Source organism: Enterococcus sp. DIV1090, assembly GCF_050537975.1.
Lineage (GTDB): Bacteria > Bacillota > Bacilli > Lactobacillales > Enterococcaceae > Enterococcus > Enterococcus faecalis.
Window position 1 is genome coordinate 363,469 of sequence record NZ_CP172917.1, and the last position, 17,914, is coordinate 381,382.

At 36.8% G+C, this 17,914-nt stretch carries 19 protein-coding genes; 12 read left to right on the forward strand and 7 right to left on the reverse strand.

The window, feature by feature from the left end:
- Positions 1-210 precede the first annotated feature (210 nt).
- The 4 genes from tdc (at position 211) to IGL48_RS01860 (ending at position 6,498) form a co-directional block, all read left to right on the forward strand.
- Entirely contained in the window at positions 211-2,073 is a 1,863-nt protein-coding gene (gene tdc, locus IGL48_RS01845; RefSeq protein ID WP_002355450.1) for a tyrosine decarboxylase, read from the forward strand.
- Between the two features lie 202 nt (positions 2,074-2,275).
- Positions 2,276-3,694, forward strand: a complete 1,419-nt coding sequence (tyrP, locus tag IGL48_RS01850) for a tyrosine-tyramine antiporter (protein WP_002355453.1) — start codon at positions 2,276-2,278, stop codon at positions 3,692-3,694.
- Between the two features lie 124 nt (positions 3,695-3,818).
- Positions 3,819-5,225, forward strand: a complete 1,407-nt coding sequence (gene nhaC, locus IGL48_RS01855; protein ID WP_002363118.1) for a Na+/H+ antiporter NhaC — start codon at positions 3,819-3,821, stop codon at positions 5,223-5,225.
- A 355-nt stretch (positions 5,226-5,580) separates the two neighbouring features.
- Positions 5,581-6,498, forward strand: coding sequence for a hypothetical protein (locus IGL48_RS01860; RefSeq protein WP_002375884.1), 918 nt, complete (start codon positions 5,581-5,583; stop codon positions 6,496-6,498).
- A 52-nt stretch (positions 6,499-6,550) separates the two neighbouring features.
- Here the strand turns inward: IGL48_RS01860 and IGL48_RS01865 are convergent, their stop codons facing one another.
- The 3 genes from IGL48_RS01865 to IGL48_RS01875 all read right to left on the reverse strand — a co-directional run bounded on the left by IGL48_RS01865 (position 6,551) and on the right by IGL48_RS01875 (position 8,741).
- Positions 6,551-7,000: a YehR family lipoprotein gene (locus IGL48_RS01865; protein ID WP_010824390.1), complete on the reverse strand. Its 450-nt coding sequence runs from the start codon at positions 6,998-7,000 to the stop codon at positions 6,551-6,553.
- Between the two features lie 149 nt (positions 7,001-7,149).
- Positions 7,150-7,656 carry a phosphatidylglycerophosphatase A family protein gene (locus IGL48_RS01870; protein WP_002355457.1) on the reverse strand — a complete coding sequence of 169 codons (507 nt, stop codon included), beginning with the start codon at positions 7,654-7,656 and terminating at the stop codon, positions 7,150-7,152.
- 131 nt (positions 7,657-7,787) lie between these two features.
- Positions 7,788-8,741 carry an L-lactate dehydrogenase gene (locus IGL48_RS01875; protein ID WP_002358635.1) on the reverse strand — a complete coding sequence of 318 codons (954 nt, stop codon included), beginning with the start codon at positions 8,739-8,741 and terminating at the stop codon, positions 7,788-7,790.
- Between the two features lie 167 nt (positions 8,742-8,908).
- On the opposite strand from IGL48_RS01875, the gene IGL48_RS01880 reads away from it, so the two are divergent.
- Both IGL48_RS01880 and IGL48_RS01885 read left to right on the forward strand, forming a co-directional pair.
- The gene (locus IGL48_RS01880) at positions 8,909-9,271 is read left to right on the forward strand and encodes a DUF4809 family protein (RefSeq protein ID WP_002363122.1); all 363 of its coding nucleotides are present in this window, start codon (positions 8,909-8,911) and stop codon (positions 9,269-9,271) included.
- A gap of 15 nt (positions 9,272-9,286) precedes the next feature.
- Entirely contained in the window at positions 9,287-9,697 is a 411-nt protein-coding gene (locus tag IGL48_RS01885; protein ID WP_010777399.1) for a DUF4809 family protein, read from the forward strand.
- A gap of 46 nt (positions 9,698-9,743) precedes the next feature.
- Here IGL48_RS01885 and IGL48_RS01890 read toward each other — a convergent pair whose 3' ends face one another.
- A complete protein-coding gene (locus IGL48_RS01890; RefSeq protein ID WP_002358639.1) occupies positions 9,744-10,571 on the reverse strand; it encodes a LysR family transcriptional regulator in 828 nt (275 codons plus the stop codon).
- 141 nt (positions 10,572-10,712) lie between these two features.
- Here IGL48_RS01890 and IGL48_RS01895 point away from each other — a divergent pair, with 141 nt between their 5' ends.
- Positions 10,713-11,681 (forward strand): TDT family transporter, encoded by a 969-nt coding sequence (locus tag IGL48_RS01895; RefSeq protein ID WP_002355462.1) that lies wholly within the window; start codon positions 10,713-10,715, stop codon positions 11,679-11,681.
- A 22-nt stretch (positions 11,682-11,703) separates the two neighbouring features.
- Positions 11,704-12,663 carry a GDP-mannose 4,6-dehydratase gene (locus IGL48_RS01900; RefSeq protein ID WP_002380066.1) on the forward strand — a complete coding sequence of 320 codons (960 nt, stop codon included), beginning with the start codon at positions 11,704-11,706 and terminating at the stop codon, positions 12,661-12,663.
- Between the two features lie 13 nt (positions 12,664-12,676).
- Here the strand turns inward: IGL48_RS01900 and IGL48_RS01905 are convergent, their stop codons facing one another.
- On the reverse strand, positions 12,677-13,024 hold the full coding sequence (locus IGL48_RS01905; protein ID WP_002355464.1) for a winged helix-turn-helix transcriptional regulator: 348 nt from the start codon (positions 13,022-13,024) through the stop codon (positions 12,677-12,679).
- A gap of 111 nt (positions 13,025-13,135) precedes the next feature.
- On the opposite strand from IGL48_RS01905, the gene IGL48_RS01910 reads away from it, so the two are divergent.
- On the forward strand, positions 13,136-13,753 hold the full coding sequence (locus IGL48_RS01910; RefSeq protein WP_002355466.1) for a nitroreductase family protein: 618 nt from the start codon (positions 13,136-13,138) through the stop codon (positions 13,751-13,753).
- A 187-nt stretch (positions 13,754-13,940) separates the two neighbouring features.
- Positions 13,941-14,954 carry a lipoate--protein ligase gene (locus IGL48_RS01915; protein WP_002389569.1) on the forward strand — a complete coding sequence of 338 codons (1,014 nt, stop codon included), beginning with the start codon at positions 13,941-13,943 and terminating at the stop codon, positions 14,952-14,954.
- Positions 14,955-15,024: 70 nt separating this feature from the next.
- Here IGL48_RS01915 and IGL48_RS01920 read toward each other — a convergent pair whose 3' ends face one another.
- On the reverse strand, positions 15,025-15,879 hold the full coding sequence (locus IGL48_RS01920; RefSeq protein WP_282853147.1) for a M48 family metallopeptidase: 855 nt from the start codon (positions 15,877-15,879) through the stop codon (positions 15,025-15,027).
- Between the two features lie 182 nt (positions 15,880-16,061).
- Positions 16,062-16,340, reverse strand: a complete 279-nt coding sequence (locus tag IGL48_RS01925) for a hypothetical protein (RefSeq protein ID WP_002413724.1) — start codon at positions 16,338-16,340, stop codon at positions 16,062-16,064.
- 290 nt (positions 16,341-16,630) lie between these two features.
- Here IGL48_RS01925 and IGL48_RS01930 point away from each other — a divergent pair, with 290 nt between their 5' ends.
- A complete protein-coding gene (locus IGL48_RS01930; RefSeq protein ID WP_002366136.1) occupies positions 16,631-16,915 on the forward strand; it encodes a hypothetical protein in 285 nt (94 codons plus the stop codon).
- A gap of 4 nt (positions 16,916-16,919) precedes the next feature.
- The gene (locus IGL48_RS01935) at positions 16,920-17,855 is read left to right on the forward strand and encodes a LacI family DNA-binding transcriptional regulator (RefSeq protein ID WP_002361227.1); all 936 of its coding nucleotides are present in this window, start codon (positions 16,920-16,922) and stop codon (positions 17,853-17,855) included.
- Positions 17,856-17,914 lie beyond the last annotated feature (59 nt).

Below are 17,914 nucleotides of genomic sequence, written 5' to 3' on the forward strand. Positions count from 1 at the left end.
GTTAATACACCTAATAAGAGTGGGATTGTACACACAATCCCACTCTTATTTTTTTATATAATGGTTCTGACAAGACACCTTGTGAAAAAATTATAAAATTAAAGAGCTATGATAACCATTGTTATTTTTCTTCTTTACACTTTAGCCGTTTGGGTGTAAGTTGTGAATGCAAAATCTAATTCATTAAAATTTGTAAGGAGGAATTTTCGTATGAAAAACGAAAAATTAGCAAAAGGCGAAATGAACCTTAATGCACTATTCATTGGGGACAAAGCCGAAAACGGACAATTATATAAAGACTTGTTGATCGACTTAGTAGATGAACATTTAGGATGGCGTCAAAACTACATGCCACAAGACATGCCAGTTATCTCTTCTCAAGAACGCACATCTGAAAGCTACGAAAAAACTGTCAACCATATGAAAGATGTATTGAATGAAATCTCTTCTCGCATGCGTACACATTCAGTTCCATGGCATACAGCAGGTAGATATTGGGGACATATGAACTCAGAAACATTAATGCCTTCTCTATTAGCTTACAACTTTGCAATGCTATGGAACGGGAACAACGTTGCCTATGAATCTTCTCCAGCAACTTCTCAAATGGAAGAAGAAGTAGGACATGAATTTGCTCACTTAATGAGCTACAAAAATGGTTGGGGACACATCGTTGCTGATGGTTCTTTAGCTAACTTAGAAGGCTTATGGTATGCCCGTAACATTAAATCATTACCATTTGCTATGAAAGAAGTAAAACCAGAATTAGTTGCTGGCAAATCAGATTGGGAACTATTGAACATGCCAACAAAAGAAATTATGGACTTATTAGAATCAGCTGAAGATGAAATTGATGAAATCAAAGCTCATTCAGCTCGTTCAGGTAAACATTTACAAGCAATCGGTAAATGGTTAGTCCCACAAACTAAACACTATTCTTGGTTAAAAGCTGCTGATATTATCGGTATCGGTTTAGATCAAGTTATCCCAGTACCAGTTGACCATAACTACCGTATGGATATCAACGAATTAGAAAAAATCGTTCGTGGCTTAGCAGAAGAACAAATTCCAGTGCTAGGTGTTGTCGGTGTAGTTGGTTCTACTGAAGAAGGTGCCGTTGACTCAATCGATAAAATTATTGCTTTACGCGATGAATTAATGAAAGACGGTATTTACTATTATGTACACGTTGATGCTGCTTATGGTGGTTATGGACGTGCCATCTTCTTAGACGAAGACAACAACTTCATCCCTTACGAAGATTTACAAGATGTTCACGAAGAATACGGTGTCTTCAAAGAGAAAAAAGAACACATTTCAAGAGAAGTGTACGATGCATATAAAGCAATCGAATTAGCAGAATCAGTAACAATTGACCCTCATAAAATGGGTTATATCCCTTATTCAGCTGGTGGTATCGTTATCCAAGATATCCGTATGCGCGACGTTATTTCTTACTTCGCAACTTACGTATTTGAAAAAGGTGCCGATATTCCTGCGTTACTAGGTGCTTATATCCTTGAAGGTTCAAAAGCTGGTGCAACAGCTGCTTCTGTATGGGCTGCACATCACGTTTTACCTTTAAACGTTGCAGGTTATGGTAAATTAATTGGTGCTTCAATTGAAGGATCACATCACTTCTATAACTTCTTGAATGATTTAACATTCAAAGTTGGCGACAAAGAAATCGAAGTCCACACATTGACTCATCCAGACTTCAACATGGTTGACTATGTGTTTAAAGAAAAAGGCAACGATGATTTAGTAGCAATGAACAAATTAAACCATGATGTATATGACTATGCATCATACGTTAAAGGAAATATTTACAACAACGAATTCATTACTTCACATACTGACTTTGCTATTCCAGATTATGGCAACAGCCCATTAAAATTTGTAAACAGCTTAGGATTTAGTGACGAAGAATGGAACCGTGCAGGTAAAGTAACTGTGTTACGTGCTGCTGTAATGACTCCATACATGAACGATAAAGAAGAATTTGATGTTTACGCTCCTAAGATTCAAGCTGCTTTACAAGAAAAATTAGAACAAATTTACGACGTAAAATAATTGAATCTTAAACGGAAAAAAGAAATGGTAACCGAACGAGGGAACGTTGGTCTGGTTGATTTATTCAATAGATAAATCAACCAGACGGCTAACCTCTTAACCAATTCTTTGTCTGGGTAAGAGGCAGTCGAATGACTATTTTACTCAGCGTATAACAGTCATTCATGCTCCTTATCCAAAATCTTATAAGGAGTGTACAAAATTGGATAAACAACAAGTTAAAAAAATTGAATTAGGTACTTTTATCGGTTTAACAATGGCATTGTGTGCAACTGTACGTAGTATCCCAACACTTGCTGCTGTTGGTTGGACATTAATTTCTTACACAATTTTCGCGGTCTTATTCTTTGCTGGTCCAATCGCATTGATATCTGGTGAATTATCTACGATGCTTCCTCAAGAAGGTGGCCCTCAACTTTGGGTTAAAACTGCCTTAGGTAGCAAATGGGGTTTTGTTGTCGCTTGGTTACTATGGGTGCAAATGTTCCCAGGAATGGTAATGGTTGCTTCTACATTAGGCCCTTTGCTAGGTAATACATTTGGTAATGTTCACTTAGGTGAAAATCATTGGTTCGTATTAGGTTGTATCTTAGTGATTTACTGGATTATTACAATCTTGAACTTGAAATTTGACATGGCGAAAGTTGGCGGAAATATTGGTGTTTGGCTAGGTGTTTACATCCCAGTATTAGTTATGTTTGTTTTAGGTCTTCTTTCAATGATTAAAGTAGGCTTAACACCTGGCGGCTATTTAGGTGCCTTCTCTTGGTCAAAAGTTTTACCAAACTTAGAAAATATGGACACATTTAAATATCTAGCAGGGATTGCGTTTATCTTTGTTGGGATTGAAATGTCTTCTGTTTATATTCCTCGTTTGAAAGATGCAACAAAAAATTATACAAAAGGCGTTTTCATTTCATTAATTGGTTTAGTTTTATTAAACGTTATTAATGCAATGTTTGTTGCTAATATTGTTCCAAATGGCAAAATGGAATTGTCTAACATTACACAACCAATTTTGCTTTATTGTGACGTTTTAGGTTTACCAACAATTATTGGTAATATCTTTAGTTTCATGGTCTTCTTAGGCGTGTTATTACAATTATCTGCTTGGGTTACTGGACCATCAAAAACAATTATTCAAGTTGCTCGTGATGGCTTATTGCCACCAAAATTTGGTTTCCATCGCGAAAATAAATATGGCGTTTCTCGTAACGTTGTGTTAACACAATCTGTGGTTATCTCATTATTCGCTTTACTTTATGGGGTAATGGATGATGTCAACGCTGTATTCTTAACTTTAACAAATGCAACAACAATTATTTATAGTATTGTGTATGTATTGATTGCGATTTCCCTAATTAAATTACGTAAATCTCAACCAGATACACTACGTCCTTACCGAATTGGTAAAAAAGGTAATGGCTTAGCTTATTTAGTGGCAGCAATGTTAATTTTTAGTGTTATCATTGTTATTTTCGCCACATTAGGTACAACAACCGTGACTGATGCAGTCTTAGTTGCATTAATCACTATTGTCATGTTTGTGATTCCGTTAATCATTAATCGCTTTAAAAAAGCAAGTTGGGCAACGGAAGTAAAAGAAGATTTAGGTGAATAAAAAGGCTAGCAATTATTTTGCTGAGTGCCTCTTCACCTGATGACTATAGTAAATTGTCGTTTGGAAACTGAAGCAAGTTCGATTATTGCTTCAGTTTTCGCTTTCCATAAAAGGAGGTTTTCATATGAAATCAACGAAACCCACTGTTTCGTTCGCTGAAAGTTTAGGCATTTTGATTGCCTTGTTAGCGATTCTCGGGTACTTAATTATTGGTCAAAAATTAACCCCTCACATACCGATTCTTTTTGTATTCATGTTGTTGTTGCTTTATGGCAAATGGAAAGGATTTTCTTGGGATGAGATCCACGAAGGCATTGTGGAAGGGATTAAACCAGGGATCATTCCGATTATTATTTTCTTGTTGATAGGTGTCTTAGTTGCTACTTGGATCTTGTCTGGGACGATTCCAACAATTATGGTCTATGGTTTTAAAATTATCTCAGTGAAGTTCTTCTTACCAACCGTTTTTGTGGTCTGTGCACTAGTTGGTGTGACGGTAGGGAGCTCCTTTACGACTGTTTCAACTATGGGGATTGCCTTTCTAGGTATTGGACATATTCTTGGATTCGACAATGCGATGACAGCTGGCGCAGTTGTTTCAGGTGCCTTTTTAGGGAACAACATTTCACCGTTATCTGATACAACAAACTTAGCTGCTGGAATTGGTGGCGTGAATCTTTTTGAACATATACTAAACATGATGTACACTGTTATTCCGGCGTTTATTATTTCGATTGTCGGCTATATCTTCTTGGGGCATCAATCTGGTTCGGCGGATTTACAATCGGTTGATGCAATGGTCCAAACGTTACATCAAGGATTCTGGATTTCACCGATAACATTGTTGCCAGTAGCGGTTTTATTCTTATTCGCTTGGAAAAAGGTACCGGCTATTCCAACGTTACTAGTCGGCTCTACAGTGGCGGTCATCTTAGCTTTTATAAATGATCATCACCTAAGTTTAGCGAAAGTTTCTACCATCTTAATGAGTGGTTATGTGGCAGATACAGGGGATCAAAGTATTGATACACTTTTATCTCGTGGTGGGATTGAAAGCATGTTAGGTTCTGCTGCGTTGATTATTTTGGCATTAGGTTTGGGCGGTTTGTTGATTAAGTTTAACATCGTGGCTACTTTAATTGATAAAATTAAAGGCTATGTGAATAATCCAGCCAAATTAATCGCTTTAACTGCCTTAAGTTCTGTGGGAATTAACTTACTAGTTGGCGAACAATATTTGTCAATTATTTTACCAGGGGAAACATTTAAATCCTCATTTACTCGTTTAGGTATTGATAAAAAATATTTAACTCGTACTTTGGCAGATGCTGGGGCGGCAGTCAACTCGTTAATTCCTTGGGGAGTTAGTGGTACCTTCATTATGGGAACGTTAAAAGTTGGTGCACTAGAATACTTACCGTATGCCTTTTTCCCATTGCTTTGCCCTATTATCACTGTCATTTTGGGGATATTCTTAAAAAAACAACAAGGGGAAAACAAAAAAGCACCAGGGACTAACGTTGAATTGTGAGTTTTTTCAGATAATTAAACAATTGGTTACGATTGAACCTCAGTGTATCTACTGATTGGTTCAATCGTTTTTTCGTCACAGATTTTTTACAATTCTTCATATAATCTTTGAAGCTCCTTAAAGGCAATTTAATTATTCTAAGTTATGATACAAAGGATCAATCAAATAGGTGGATGAACGTGGTGTTAAACTCATAGAGACTAACAGTAGTTTATTCTTGCTCAATGTTGAGGTGTAGGTTCGAATCCTACCGTCCACTTTCTGTTATTTAAACCAACTAGAACGAAACACAAACAAGTGACGGATACACATGATTAAGGTACAATAAGGGTAGGGAAAACAAGGAGGAATTCTTATGAAAAAGATAGGGCTTATTTCTAGTGCTTTTCTTTTAACCCTTGCTTTAGCAGCATGCGGCGGCGGAAAAAGTACAGAAAATACGGATAGTCGTTCCAGTGCTGCGGAAAGTACCACAGTCGAGAGTACAAAAACATCTGCTACAAAAGAATCAAGTAGCAAAGCAGCAACGAAATCTAGTGATGCGAAACCGTCAGGAACAACAACAGCTGATTCGAAAGCAACAGCTTCTTCTACGAAGGAAGCGGCAAATAATGGCTCAGCAGAAAAACAATCACCAGCGAAAAATGCGAATCCAGATGACCAAGCCAAGCAAGTGCTTAACCAGCTAGCAAACATGTTTCCTGGTCAAGGCTTACCGCAGGCAATTTTAACGAGTCAAACGAATAACTTTTTAACTGCAGCGACAACATCACAAGCGGATCAAAACAATTTCCGTGTTTTATATTATGCAGAAAAAGAAGCGATTCCAGTGAATGATGCACGTGTTAATCAGTTAACGCCAATTAGTTCTTTTGAGAAAAAAACATATGGCTCTGATGCCGAAGCAAAAAATGCAGTGAACCAAATCATTGACAATGGCGGTCAACCAGTAGATTTAGGTTACAATATTACTGGGTATAAACAAGGGGCGGCAGGTTCTAGTTACTTATCTTGGCAAGAAGGCAATTGGAGTTTAGTCGTACGGGCCTCAAATATCAATGGGGAATCGCCTGATGATTTAGCGAAAAATGTTGTCAATATTTTGGAACAAGAAACGTTGCCAGCACCGAATACCGTTGGTCAAATCACACTGAACGTGGCAGGAACCACTGACTATAATCGCAACTCAGTAGTTTGGCAAGCCGGTACAGTCGTTTACTCTGTCCATCATTTTGACCCAATTCAAGCAGTGAAGATGGCAACATCAATGTAATTAATAAAAAGAAAGCATGTGACAATGGGCATTGTCGCACGCTTTCTTTTTATTATTTTTGTTCTGTATAACCTTGTGACTCCACCAATTCTTGGCTTTTCTTCATGCTGATTCCCTTAGAAGAATCTCCATCAATCTGGAGACCATCCACTTTTTTGGCTTTATCATAATCAAGTTTTTCATAATTAATCGTCAATTTTTCGATGGCTTGTTTGTCCTCATAGGTCAGTTTGTAATCAAGCCCTTTGATGTCCTCATATTGTTTAGAAACGGGTTCCAACGCTGTTTTTGCCTCTTCTTTTGTAATCCCCAATTTGTCATAAGAAACAATGTTTTTAGCCGTTTGCGTTAAGACTTTATCTCCTTGGTACGTATAGGTTAAGGTGGAATCAATCCCATCTTGTGGCGAACCTACAAAGGTTTTTGTCTCTATTTTTGAACCGCAACTTGCAAGAAAGAATACCCCAATAAAAATTAAAAATACGCGTAAAAACTTTTTCATTTCTAGATAACCTCCTTTAGCTGTTTATTCTTGACTGTAACATAACACGGCAAATAATTACTGTTAAGTAGAAAGCTTGTGAGAAGTCCAGCAAATAAAACTAAATAAAAAAACTTGCCTCTTCTCATAAAAATGAAGAGGCAAGTTTTTTATTTAGTAATATCACTTAAATCTGGTTGTGAGTGAGCCAACCGACTGGCAGCCGCAGCCGCAATTGCGCCCACGATATCATCCAAGAATGTGTGGACATGTTCGCCATCATGCGCATTTAACTCTTTTAAAATGCCTGGTTTTACCTTGTCGATATACCCATAGTTCGTAAAACCGATAGATCCATAAACATTTACAATGGAGAGCGCCATAATTTCATCAATGCCATAAAGCCCTTCATCTTCCGTTAAAATTTCTTGTAACGGTGAGAGTAGCTTGTTTTCTTCCGCCAGAATATCCAGTTGAACACCTGTAATAATCGCGTTGTGTACTTCACGCTTTGTTAACACGGCATCAACACTTTCTAAACAAGTATCTAATGTTAAATTGTCAATATAATCTTTTTGTAAAAATAACACAAGTTCAGCTAAATCATTCATTGTTACGCCACGTTCTTGCAATAAACGACGTGCGCTATTTTCTAACGTATCTCCTTGGATTACCATTTTTTGTCCTCCTAATTTCTGCTTTAGTTGAAGTTCTTCTTTCATGGTACCAAAAAGAACGATAAAGGGGAATTAGAATCTATTTTGGTAGAGAATAATTTAGTTGAAGTGTTATTTTTAGTTAAAAATTACTAAGCGTTCGGTTGTAACGATGCCATCACTTGTTTTAATTGTGTCACTGATTTTTGGAAGAGTTCTTTTTCAGCGGCATTCAGATTCAATTCAATAATGTCAGTCACACCTTGATTGCCAACGACTGCAGGAATCCCTGTAAATACATCTTGTTGCCCATATTGCCCATCTAAGTAAGCTGAGACAGGTAAAATAGCTTGTTCATTATTTAAAATGGCTTTAACAATGCGTGCAGTACTCATACCAATCCCATAATAGGTCGCTTGTTTGCGATCGATAATTTCATAAGCTGTATTTTTCACTTTATCAGAAATGATTGGTAAATCGTCACTAGTTAAGCGTTCTGTCGTATCCACAATTTCTAAAATAGGTTTGGTACCAATCATGGTATGAGACCAGACAGCCACTTCAGAATCCCCGTGTTCGCCAATAATATAGCCGTGAACATTGCGTGGATCAATCGCTAAACGTTGAGACAGTTCTTTGCGGAAACGAGTTGTGTCCAAAGTTGTACCAGTTCCAATTACTCTTGAAACAGGTAAACCAGAAGCTTGCCAAGCCACATAAGTCAGTACATCGACAGGATTTGAGGCAATCACTAAAATTCCATCAAAACCAGATTTCATGATATTGTTAACAATTGTTTTCATAATTTCTGCATTGATTGAAACCAAATCTAGACGACTTTGCCCAGGTTTTTGATTAGCACCAGCTGTAATCACGACGATATCGGCATCTTGGCAGTCTTGATAGTCGCCAGCCCAGACGTTTACATTTTCTTGACCCCAAGACACACCATCTAATAAGTCAATTGCTTCGCCTTCAGATTTGGCTTTGTCAATATCAACTAAGATTAATTCATTCGCAATCCCTTGGTTGATCATGGAATAGGCAATACTTGTGCCAACAAAACCAGTACCAATAATTGCGACTTTTTTGTTAAATACTTTCATCGTTCATCTCTTCTTTCTGTAATATTTCTTTCTTAGTGAATTATATCACGAACTTTTTAGGTGTGGTTATACCAATCTGTAATAGTCTTTATTAACAATTTAAATAAGGGAAGCGTGCTTTTTTTGTTATGATAAGAGTAGGAAAATAGAGGAGATAAGGAGGCAAAATGACAACGACAACAGTGTATTATGCAAGCAATAATGAAAAACAGCCGAACCGTTTTCAACTAGTTATCGGTAGCTGTAGCTATGAACTTCCAAAAATAGAAATCTACGAAATCCTGGAATGTGTCGCTTCAGCATATGGCTATCAAAAAGAACCATTCATTGAAGAACAAACAGAATGTTTTGTTAAAGGCAACCGTTGTATACATGTTTCCCAACAAGCGACGACGTTGACTTTTGTTGTGAATGATCTGCGTTTAGTAATGGAAAAACAATGCCGGAATCACGAAGAAGTCTTTCAAGAAGTCAATCATATTTTATTGAATATTTTTGAGGAGACCCCTTGTGTTTTTCTCGAAAAGTAGGAAAGAAGGATTAAGATGAAACAGGTGAAAATAACAACTACCTCAGACTTGATTAATGGCGGCTGCAATGCCTGTCCGAATGTGAAGTGTACGAATTATCTTGTTCATGTAGAAGATGAAACAATTGCGTTAGAAACGCTAACCGTTGCAGATTTAGTAACTTTATTAGCACTCAAAGAAGGGTTTCGTCAAAAATTAGTTATGGAAATGTTCGAAGAATATACGATGTTTGAAAGGGAAACTCATCAAGTGGTATTTAAGGAAGAGGAAACGAGAATTCTTTTTCAATCAAAAAAACAGACCATTCGAAGCACTCTTTTGTCTAAAGAGCCACAACAAGTGTTCCAAGAAACCCAGCAAATTTTACACCAACTATTTGAGTTAGAACCTTTTGAATTTGAATTGGTAGAGGAAACTGATAAATAAAAAACAGGAAAACGATTTAGCGAAAGCTAAGTCGTTCTCCTGTTTTTTAGGTTTGTCGTTCACGAATTTTTTCAACGATTCGGTTATAAACTTCAGAGAAGGAAGTATTGGCATGGTGATCGGTCTGGACAATGAAAATTTTTCGAGAAGCAAAGGACTGATCAATTGGTTGCCAAGGGATCTCATCGGAAATAGATAATCGAGAAACAATTGATTGCCCAATGTTATTTTTTAGCAATTGTAATAGGACTTCGTTGTTGTTTAATTCGATAATTGGTAAGTTGATGCTGTGTTCGTTGAGATAAAGCTCATTGAAAAAACGTAAGCCAGAGTTCTTTTCTCTTAAGAGCCAAAATTTTGAAGCGGCATCTCCTGCTAGAACTAGTTGGTCTTCATAAACAATTTCTTTGTGTAGATTTTTGGTTTCAATGGGTTTTTCAATTAGTCCAATGTGGGCATGATTATTTTGAACCATATCCACGACTTCGTTTGAATTCATCAGTTGAATCGAAAAGTTGATGAGTGGAAAAGCGGTAACCAAACTCTCCATAATATCTGGCAGTAAATAAATAGCAACTGTATTTGAAGAGGCTATAATGCAGTCTTCTTTAAAATTCTCTTTTTCTGCAGCTTGCGCAAAAGAAGTAGTTAAGCTTTCAATAATCGAGAGCATTTTTGGATATAGAAAATCAGCTTCTTTGGTAGGAATAACCGATTGTTTTCCATTACGATAGAACAGCTTGATCGAAAAGTGTTGCTCTAATTTCTTGATTTGCAAAGAAACAGTTGGCTGAGAAATATACAATTGTTTGGCCGCCGCACTAAAATTTTTGGTTTCATACACAGCAATAAATGTTTTGATCCATTCGAACATAAAATCGCCTCTTTCTATTTACTATCTTAATAGTTGGTATTGCAAATATTTATTTTACAAATATAAATATTTCATTTAGTATAATAACATACTTTTGATTAATATCAATAATAATAAATAAAGACGGAGTGTGACTACATAATGGTAGAAAGTGCGAAAAAATTCTTGCGGAAAGTCCCGATTCCCATTTGCGGACTAATTTTAGGGATGGTTTCTTTGGGGAATTTACTTTATTCCTTGGGATATGCAACAATTGGGACCATTTATTGTGTACTTGGCAGTCTCTTAATGATTTTAGTTATTTTAAAAATTATTTTTACAATGAAACATGCATTAAGCACCTTAGATGATCCAATTATTGCTTCGGTATCACCAACATTTACAATGGCTTTAATGGTTATTTGTGTTTTCTTAGATCGGATATTTACCAATGCTGCTTGGATTAATGTGTTGTGGATTGGCGCAGTGATTTTACATTTTATTTTAATGATTTATTTTGTAGCGGTGCATATTTTTCCAACAAAAATCGAACTGGAACATATTTATCCAAGCTGGTTTATTACGTTTGTCGGCATTGGCGTTATTCCTAATACTTCTCAATTGTTTATCAATGAGTTGGGAAAAATTGTTTTTTGGGTAGCGTTGTTCTTTTATTTACTCTTGTTACCAATTTTAATCAAGAGAATTACGAAGTCGAAAGAAATGCCTGAATCGACCATTCCTTTATTGACGATTATGACAGCGCCAGGTTCGTTATGTTTAGCTGGCTATATTTCAATGGGTGGTCATTTGTATATGCCATTAGTTGTTTTCTTGCTAATTTTATCTCAATGTATTTATGGGATTGTAGTAGTGAATCTATATAAAATTATGCAAGTGACATTCTATCCAAGTTATGCTGCCTTTACATTCCCATTAGTGATTTCTGCGACAGCATTAGTCAAAGTTAAACCTTTATTTGCAGAAAAGGTAGGCCTAACGAGTCTGTTAAATATTTTGTCTACTTTTGAACTCTTATTAGCTGTGGCTATTGTAAGTTATGTGTTCATTCGATATTGCATTTTTTTATTCCAAAGAGAAAATAACACGAAAAAAGTGGAATTAAATTAAAAAAAAGAGAGGAAGCAAAGAGGTGAAGAAACTATTAATTACTGGAGGAGCTGGCTTTATTGGTTCTAATTTGGCTAATTTTTATAGTCAACAGTATCAAGTTTTTGTGATTGATGATTTGTCCATGGGGCGAGTGTCAAATTTGCAACAAACTGAGCAGTTGGTTTTTATTAAAGGAAGTGTGACGGATCAGCAATTATTGGACGAAGTACTTTCAAAGCATTCGTTTGAGTATATCTTTCATCTTGCGGCCGTGGCAAGCGTGGCAAGTTCTGTGGCACAGCCTCTAGAGACCCACGAGGTCAATTTTTTAAGTGTATTGAAAATATTGGAATCAATAAAAAAATATCAAAAAGAGCTCAAACGTTTTGTTTTTGCTTCGTCGGCAGCCGTTTACGGTGCAGAGCCAACGTTGCCTAAAAGAGAAACTTCGGTGATTTGCCCTTTGAGTCCCTATGCTATTGATAAGTTTGCTGCTGAACGTTATGTTCTCAATGAATACCATTTACATGGGGTACCTACAAGCGCAGTTCGCTTCTTTAACGTCTATGGTCCCAATCAAAATCCTGCTTCCCCCTATTCTGGTGTCCTGTCCATTTTGATGGATCGTTATATCCAATTAGAGCAAGGGCAAGCGAGCCAATTTCAAATATTTGGAGATGGTCAGCAAACACGTGACTTTATCTACATTGAGGATGTCCTAACTGCATTAGATTTAGTAGCAACCAAAAGTGAAGCGTTGGGACATGTTTATAATGTGGGTACCGAAGTTGCCATTTCCCTTAATCAATTAATTGAAGAAATGAACCAATTAGTGGGACTTTCTTTGCCAGTTTCTTATCAAAAGGAACGAGATGGCGATATAAAATATTCTCTTTCAGATAGTTCTGCTTTGAAAGGCTTAGGTTTTTCACCCGTTTATTCAATTCAAGAAGGACTTCAAAAATATCTTAAGTTTACCCATAATACCCAAAATAGATAAAAAAAGACGAGACTTATTTGTTAAGTCTCGCCTTTTTTTGTGCAAATGTTTCGCCCCAATGGCAAAGTGAAGAGAGGGCATCATAAAGAGCATATCCTTCCGGAGTGAGCGTATATTCCACACGCGGGGGTAGTTCGTTAAAGGATTCTCGATGGACTAGGCCATCTTTTTCCATTTCTCTCAAGCGATCTGTCAGGACGCGCTGAGTGATTCCGTCGAGCGCACGCATCAATTCACCGTTGCGCTTGGTTCCTTGGAATAATTCATCCATTAATGATAATTTCCATTTGCCGTTAATGGTGGAAAGGGCTAAGTTGATACTGGTTTGTTTATCAGTTGTCATAGTTTCTCCTTGTGACACGTAATGGTTACTTTTTTCTTCCTAGGTGAATAAAAAGTGCGTACTTTTTTTCTCCATCATAGTGAGTAATAATAACTATGTCAAGTAAGGTAAGAGGAAGGAAGAAGAAATATGATGTATCAAGATGTTGTTCGCAGCCGCCGCTCAGTTCGGGATTTTATGCCAGATGTTGAGATTCCTAAAGAGGAATTAATGGCCATAATTGAGGAAGCGATGTTCGCGCCAAATAGTACCAATTTAAATTCATGGCGTTTTTTAATTGTCACAGAAAAAGAACAAAAAGAAGCCCTTTACGAAGTTTCGATGCAACAACCAGCAGTTAAAGGGGCAGCGGCGGTGATTATTTTATTAGGTGATTTGACTGCTTATACAGTGGCCAATGCAGATGAAATCAGTGCTAAAGCTGTCGCACAAGGAACGATGACGGAAGAAATTCGTCAAGGAATTAATGAAAATGTTTCTTGGTACTATGATGTTAGCGAAGAACAAAAAAGAGAGTGGCTAATGTTAGACCAAGGCTTAGTTGCGATGCAGCTGATGCTTTCTGCAAAAGATCGAGGCTATGATACTGTGGCGATGTCTGGTTTTGAAACAGAAGCTGTTCGCAAGTTATTTAATATTGAGGATCATTTAGTGAACGGACTGATTATTCCGATTGGCAAAGCTCAAACACCCGGCTTTGAAACAGTCCGACGAGATGTTTCAGAAGTAGTAACTTGGTTAGATTAAAAAGCTAAACAGTTCTGCAATTGCTGTTTATTAGATTTTGAGCGTGGAACAAACATCCAAAGTGATTGTTGTCCCACGTTCGTTTTTTTGTTGATCATCCGCTTTTGAGAATGGCCAGAGAAGACGTTTAGTGAACCAATTTTGAAAGAAAGTGATACACTAGAAGAAAAAGAAGTGGGGCGACCTTATGCGTTATGTCATAATGCAGTCACGAGATATTCGTGAAAATTTAGCAACGGAAGATTATCTATTAAACACTCTCTCTTTTGAAGAGCCCTTAGTGTTGTTTTATATTCAGGAACCCTGTGTTATTTTAGGCCGAAATCAAAATGCTTATGAAGAAATTGACTTAGCTTATGCTAGAGAGAAGGGAATCGTTATTACTCGCCGTTTATCGGGCGGTGGTGCTGTTTATGATGATCTCGGGAATGTCAGCTTTAGTTTTGTTGTTCAGGAAGGACATCAAGCTTTTGGGGATTTTAAAGCGTTCACTAAACCAATTATTGAAGCATTACATAAAATGGGCGCAACGGGGGCCGAGATTAGCGGTCGCAATGATTTATTAATTGATGGGAAAAAATTTTCTGGCAATGCCATGTATACAAAAAAGGGGAAGATGTATACTCATGGTACCTTGATGTATGATGTTGATTTGGCAGAAGTTCAACGTGTTTTAACTGTTTCTAAGAAAAAAATTGAATCAAAAGGGACAAAATCTGTTCGGGGACGCGTAACCAATTTACGGCCGTACTTAGACGAAAAATATCAACAATTAACCATCGAGGAATTTCGCAATCGTTTACTGATGGAGCTCTTTGATGTCGAATCTCTAACTGAAATTGCGGAGAAAGAATATGTCCTAACCAAAGCAGATCAACAGGAAATTAGGAAATTGGTCGCTGAAGTGTATGGCAATGAAGCTTGGATTTTTGGTGAAGCGCCTAAATTTACGATCAAAAAAGAAGAAAAGTTTAAAGGCGGCATTGTGGATGCACGTTTGACTGTTGAAAAAGGTAAAATAATTGAGTTAACGATTTATGGTGATTACTTTGCCAAAAAAGAAACAGCGGAAATCGTTGCGGCTTTATTAGGTGTGGACTATCAGTATTCATCAATTTGGCAAGCATTAGCAGCGTTTAACTTTGAAGACTACTTTGTAAATATCACCAAAGAAGAATTTGTTCATTTATTGGTGGATTAATAAACGTGCTGGGACAAAAGTTAAAGAATCTTTTGTCCCAGCACGTTTATTTAATGATGGTTGGCTCTTGCTAGAAAAATTTCCCATGAACGTCCCAATTGCCAGTATCTTTGGCTTTTTTCAATGTTTGCATTCGACGGAAGCCAACAGGATGATCGGATAAGAAGTTACTCAATTTAAGCCAGATGGTATCATCATGTAAATCAATACTGTGAAAGTATTCTTCTAAATCCACACGACTGCCCATGTATTTTCCTGAAAATAAATAAATCATGCTTAAAGCACCTTCTTCTGCGTAGTATAAACCTGCGCGATCAGCGGTATATTCTTGCGTTCTTGTAAAACTTTTATCTAACGCAACTGGTTTCAAAATAATGGATAACATTAGCCGCCATAAATTAGTGTGTCCACATTTATGGTGTCCTAGCTCGTGTGCCAAAATAAAGCGAATCAGCGAAAAATCGCCTGTATTGTACGCGATGTCCAACAAATCACTGTGAATGACAACATAGCGTCTGTGTAAAGAGCATTTTGCCGCAAAAGCGTTTAAGACACCATTCCCGTTGATTAAATAAAGACGTGGCATCCTTAATTTTTTAGTGCCAAAGCCCATTTCTTTTGCCAAATCAATATACAAGGAATAAATTTCTGGTAACTGATTTTCTGTAATTTCCACTCCGTTAGAAGCAGTGTCCATGTACATATAACGAATGGTAAAAAAAGCAATGACTGGCGCAATTGGTGCAATTAAGACAATTAATAACCAGTCAGGAATCGGCAAATCACTCAATATCAATAAGGCAACTAACCCCAATGCGAAAAACAATAAAACAAAACCAATGATAATCATTGGTACTTCAAAACGATAACGTAACTTAGCAACAGAAATTTCTTTCTTTTTTTCCTGCGGTTGACAAATAAACATTCCTCCCCAAACATTTCCCAAACACTTTTTCAAATAAAATGACTTATCTGTTACTTCTAATATACCATTGGTTAATCGATAATGACAATGGTGGGAACTTGAATAAAGGTAATTATATCAAGTGATTAATGAAAGGGACTCGTTGTACGCGGGGAATTGGTCTATCTTGATTAAATAAAATTTTAATAATCTAACTGTTTTAGACGTAATAAAGTAGTTTCTGGAGTTAATTTTTTAATAACATACAAACGCAAAATCGCATGTTCAATTTTTTGTTCTTCTGGCGATAGCGCCGAATTTATATAGGATAACTTCTCAATTAAATAGGTTAAAAATGAGCCAGCACCTTGGCTGCCCACTAAAAAGCCCATTTCTTCCGTTTCGGTTAATTGTTGTTTTTTTAAGTGGTAAATTTCTTGTGCAAGTGCCCTCGAGGCTGAGACAAAAGTGTTTAGCTCCAAGAAATAAGAAGAAATTTTTGAAAGTTGCTTTTTGACTTTCGAGGAATTTCAGCTTATTTCCGAAGGAGCTACTTTTGTTCAGCTGATTATCTTAAAAGTTATAAAAGAGTTTGCTTGTTCAAATTTGTTAGTAAGTCGCTTTTTGTTGCTACTGTAACAGTTTCCATTGCACTCATCCTTTGCTTTTATATGATACATCTAGTATAACATGGTCTCACTTTTTTTATTTTTCCTCTTGCTCTGGTACGCGTTTCATAAGGTAAGCTAGGTGTATCAAAATATTGGAGGGCATGAAAATGAATGTTATAGTGGAGATAAGCGATAGACTTGGTATGGATTACTATTTTGTCTCGGTGACTACGACGGCCAAAAGTCTGCAGTTAAATAGTCCCAAAAAATACTATAAGATTTGGCATCAAGAAATTCCGTACCATCAGATAACGGAGTGGCACTTGACACAGCAGGAGGATATTCAGGAAATTTCTTTTGCTTGGCAGGAGACCTTTTATCGTTTTGTTGATTACGGGACAGGGATTGTGCCTTATTTAACTCAATTTTGTAAAGTAATGAGGTGAAAGTATGACAACAATTCGAGAAATTGCGCGCCTTTCAGGATCTTCAGTTACGACTGTTTCGCGTGTGATTAATCATCATCCTTATGTTTCTGAAGAAAAACGACTGAAAATCCAAGCAATTATCGATGAGTTGGGCTATAAGCCCAATATATTAGCGAGAAATCTTAGCTTTGGGAAAAGTAATACATTAGGTGTCATGGTTCCTTATACGAATCAACCTTATTTTGATGCTATTTTAAGTGGGATTATCCACCAAGCATTTCAACAAGGGATGATGGTCAGTTTATTACCAACGGATTATGATAAAGAAGTTGAAAAAAGTTACTTGGAAAAAATGGCCACGGGTGCGTTTGATGGCATGATTGTTTTGTCAAAGGCAAATCCTTTAAGTGTGTTTGCTCCATATAAAGAGCAAGTTGTTTTTTGTGAAAAAATAGAAGACCCTAGTTATGCTAGTATCTATATCGATCGTTTAACCGTTTATCGGCGGGTCTTCCAAGCATTGAAACAACAAGGATGTAGTGAAGTGGCAATTACGATTAACCGTGCACCAGAAAAAAGTACAAGCGCACGCTATTTAGTTGACGCATATCAGGAAATTTATGGAGCGATTCCTGAAAATCGGTTATTTAAGGACTGTTTAACCTATGAAGATGGGTGTGAAGTAGGACGTCACTGTGGGCAAGATCCAACGCTCCAAGCGGTTGTGACCAACGGTGATGAAATTGCCGCAGGGATTCAAGCCGTTATTGAAAGACCACTCTTTTTAGTGGGACAGGAACAAACTTTATTAAGTGAAATTTTAAATTTTTCAACAATCTGTCATCCATTAATGGAATTAGGGGAAAAAGCCACACATTTATTTCAAGAAAAACGGCCGAAAACGATTCAATTGACTTCTACATTTATTAATCGACAACCAGATTTTTCTTTTTCTTAGAAAAAAGCTGGTTGTTTTTTCTTTGGTAGAATAAGGTTTTTCACTAAAAAATAAAAAAA

Excerpts from the sequence above, each read along its gene's own strand:
- tdc (WP_002355450.1), top strand. The coding sequence starts at position 211 with ATGAAAAACGAAAAATTAGCAAAAGGCGAAATGAACCTTAATGCACTA.
- nhaC (WP_002363118.1), top strand. The coding sequence starts at position 3,819 with ATGAAATCAACGAAACCCACTGTTTCGTTCGCTGAAAGTTTAGGCATT.
- IGL48_RS01860 (WP_002375884.1), top strand. The coding sequence starts at position 5,581 with ATGAAAAAGATAGGGCTTATTTCTAGTGCTTTTCTTTTAACCCTTGCT.
- IGL48_RS01865 (WP_010824390.1), bottom strand. The coding sequence starts at position 7,000 with ATGAAAAAGTTTTTACGCGTATTTTTAATTTTTATTGGGGTATTCTTT.
- IGL48_RS01870 (WP_002355457.1), bottom strand. The coding sequence starts at position 7,656 with ATGGTAATCCAAGGAGATACGTTAGAAAATAGCGCACGTCGTTTATTG.
- IGL48_RS01875 (WP_002358635.1), bottom strand. The coding sequence starts at position 8,741 with ATGAAAGTATTTAACAAAAAAGTCGCAATTATTGGTACTGGTTTTGTT.
- IGL48_RS01880 (WP_002363122.1), top strand. The coding sequence starts at position 8,909 with ATGACAACGACAACAGTGTATTATGCAAGCAATAATGAAAAACAGCCG.
- IGL48_RS01885 (WP_010777399.1), top strand. The coding sequence starts at position 9,287 with ATGAAACAGGTGAAAATAACAACTACCTCAGACTTGATTAATGGCGGC.
- IGL48_RS01890 (WP_002358639.1), bottom strand. The coding sequence starts at position 10,571 with ATGTTCGAATGGATCAAAACATTTATTGCTGTGTATGAAACCAAAAAT.
- IGL48_RS01895 (WP_002355462.1), top strand. The coding sequence starts at position 10,713 with ATGGTAGAAAGTGCGAAAAAATTCTTGCGGAAAGTCCCGATTCCCATT.
- IGL48_RS01910 (WP_002355466.1), top strand. The coding sequence starts at position 13,136 with ATGATGTATCAAGATGTTGTTCGCAGCCGCCGCTCAGTTCGGGATTTT.
- IGL48_RS01915 (WP_002389569.1), top strand. The coding sequence starts at position 13,941 with ATGCGTTATGTCATAATGCAGTCACGAGATATTCGTGAAAATTTAGCA.
- IGL48_RS01920 (WP_282853147.1), bottom strand. The coding sequence starts at position 15,879 with ATGTTTATTTGTCAACCGCAGGAAAAAAAGAAAGAAATTTCTGTTGCT.
- IGL48_RS01930 (WP_002366136.1), top strand. The coding sequence starts at position 16,631 with ATGAAAATGAATGTTATAGTGGAGATAAGCGATAGACTTGGTATGGAT.
- IGL48_RS01935 (WP_002361227.1), top strand. The coding sequence starts at position 16,920 with ATGACAACAATTCGAGAAATTGCGCGCCTTTCAGGATCTTCAGTTACG.